Source organism: Burkholderia sp. Tr-862 (genome assembly GCF_011753085.1).
GTDB lineage: Bacteria > Pseudomonadota > Gammaproteobacteria > Burkholderiales > Burkholderiaceae > Burkholderia > Burkholderia ambifaria.
This window is the reverse complement of the sequence record NZ_VWWG01000341.1, coordinates 1-2,207: the sequence shown is the minus strand read 5'-3', so window position 1 is coordinate 2,207 and position 2,207 is coordinate 1. Positions and strand designations below refer to the sequence as shown.

The 2,207-nt window shown below is 69.8% G+C and carries 2 protein-coding genes; one reads left to right on the top strand and one right to left on the bottom strand.

All coding sequences use genetic code 11. The features are described 5' to 3' along the window. Window positions 1-728 (bottom strand): NAD(+)/NADH kinase (locus F3J14_RS34650; RefSeq protein WP_166726723.1); only part of this gene is annotated, 728 nt, incomplete at its 3' end. A 524-nt stretch (window positions 729-1,252) separates the two neighbouring features. On the opposite strand from F3J14_RS34650, the gene F3J14_RS34645 reads away from it, so the two are divergent. Continuing rightward, window positions 1,253-2,207: GAF domain-containing protein (locus F3J14_RS34645; protein WP_166726722.1), on the top strand; the 955-nt coding region annotated here is incomplete at its 3' end.

Here is a 2,207-nt window from a genome sequence, read left to right as displayed (position 1 = left end):
AGCGGCGCCCACGCGCCGCCGAGCGCGGACAGGCCGATGCCGTCCGGCTCCGCGAAGGTCAGGTACAGCGCGTCGATGTCGTCGGGCCCCGAGATCGCACGCGCGCCGATGAAGCGCTGGCGTGCCGCGCACACGTCGACGAGCGCGATCTCCTCGCGCCCCGCGTTCGCGCCCGCCACGCCGCGCACGACGAGCCGCTTGTTGCGCGCAAACGCGATCTCGGCCGGCACGGCACCGGTCGCGGCGAGTCCTGCCGCGATGCCCGCGACGGTCGCCTCGCGATGTTCGGGAAACGCATTGTTGGTGCCGGTGGACAGCGCGACGAGCGGCGTCGAGCCGCAGTGCGCGGCGACCGCGCGATGGGTGCCGTCGCCGCCGAGCACGACGATCAGCGCGACTTCCATCCGGCGCATGTAGGCAGCGCCGGCGTGCGTGTCGGCAACCGTGTCGGAGATCGGCAGGTCGACAAATTCGACGTCGGGCCAGCGTTCGTGCGGTGCAAGCGCGCGATGCGTATCGAGCGCTCGCATCAGCAGCGTCGCGATGCCGGTCTTGTCGCGCAGGGTCAGCACGCGCTCGACGCCCATCGCGCCGAGACCGGCAAGCAGGCGCACGACCATGTTGGCTTTTTCCGCGGTGGGGAACACGGATGCATGCGTCGTCAGGCGGCGAATGTCGCGCCCCGATGCGGGGTTCGCGATCACGCCAACGGTCACGGGCGTCGTCACGGGCTTGTCTCCATCCAGTGGACCGGCGCTCGCGCACCGGCCCTTCGTGTGTCGTCCGCCGTCATCGAGGGCAGCGGATCGTCGTCGCCGACGCGATTGCGCCGGCATTGCCCATCACATCTGCAAGCGGCGTGCCACCGCGTGTGTAACGTCCGCGAAACCCGCATACAGACTGGCTCGGCGGGTTGCGACCGTCACCGGCACCTGCTGCCGGGCAGCTCGAAGCGCCGCGAAACAGGCCGTGCGTCTCACGTGGTCTATCCCTCGACACGCCGACTTCGGCGCCATGATCGGTATTGCCGTTTGGCCGGCAAGCCACGCGCATCGCGGCATGGCACGCACCGCCGCGCTCCCGACCATCGTGTTGCCGAGTGTGTCCGCGCGTCTCAACTGCGCGAGACGGGCTGAGATGCCGGTGAGACGAACGTCTCATGCCGCGCGCGTGCTGCGATGCAATGTGATCCGCCGCCGCGGATGTGCTACAAGAGCATCGAAATCCCCGCCGTACGGAACCGGAGCCGACCATGCCCTATGCCGTCCCCCAGGCCCAGCACGCCGACCGTGTGCTCGGCGCGCTCGCCGGGCGCCTGCCCGCGCCGGCCGATTCCGCGCGTCTCGTGTCGTCGTGGCAGCGCTCGCTCGAGCGCTACGCGCTCGACCCCGCTTCGTCGATCGGCCCGCGCGTGCTGACCGCGGCCGAGTTGCGCGAGGTGCGCGACAAGGAGGAGGCCTTTCTGCGTGCATCGGGCCAGTGCCTGACGCGCCTGCACGACATGATTCGGGTCGCCGACTATTGCGTGATGCTGACCGACGCGCATGGCGTGACGATCGACTACCGGATCGACCGCGAGCGCCGCAACGACTTCCGCCATGCGGGGCTGCACATCGGCTCGTGCTGGTCGGAAAGTGAGGAAGGCACCTGCGGCGTCGCGAGCGTGCTGACCGATCTCGCGCCGATCACCGTGCACAAGACCGATCACTTCCGCGCGGCGTTCACCACGCTCACCTGCAGCGCGGCCCCGATCTTCTCGCCGGGCGGCGAACTGATCGGCGTGCTCGATGCGTCCGCCGTCCAGTCGCCCGACGGTCGCGACAGCCAGCGTCTCGTGTACCAGCTCGTGCGGCAGAGCGCGGCGCTGATCGAGGACGGCTATTTCGTGCACAGCACCGCGCAGCACTGGATATTGTTCGGGCATCCGAACCGTCACTACGTCGAGGCACAGCCCGAATGGCTGATCGCGTTCGACGAATGCGGCAATATCGTCGCCGCGAACCGGCAGGCGCGCGATGCGCTGCCGGCGCTGCGCGAACCACGCCATATCGACGAGATCTTCGATGCGACCGAGATGCCGTTGCGCGACGCCGCGCGGCTCGATGCGATCGTCGCGCTGCGGCTGCGCGCGACCGGCGCGCCGCTCTATGCGCGACTGCGTGCCCCGCTACGGCGTGCGGGCCGCGAAACCGGCGCGACCTCGCGCC